Raw genomic sequence first — 249 nt, 5'->3', positions numbered from 1 at the left:
GAACTGCTCAGGCAGCAGTTCGCCGACCTGAACTTCGCGGTGATCGTCGACGTGTTGTACGAGGTCATGAAGCAGATGGCGCTGTACCTGGGCGGCGGCGCCGTGCTCGGTGCGGCGGCGGGCGGGGCGCTGGGGTCGCTGGCCTTCGGCGTGGGCGCCATCCCGGGCGCTGCGGTGGGCGCGCAGGCGGGCGTCGCGATCGGCGGCGAGATCCTCGTCTGGATGGGTCTCGGGATGCTGGTCATGGAC

The 249-nt window shown here is 71.1% G+C and carries 1 protein-coding gene; it reads left to right on the top strand.

Going from position 1 to position 249, the window contains the following annotated elements; all coding sequences use genetic code 11:
• The coding region (locus ACR9ZK_RS22880) for a DUF6861 domain-containing protein (RefSeq protein WP_481344212.1) at window positions 1–249 on the top strand (249 nt) is incomplete at both ends.

It is taken from the genome of Monashia sp. HAY1-5C (genome assembly GCF_056755255.1).
This window is presented reverse-complemented; position numbering and strand designations above follow the sequence as displayed.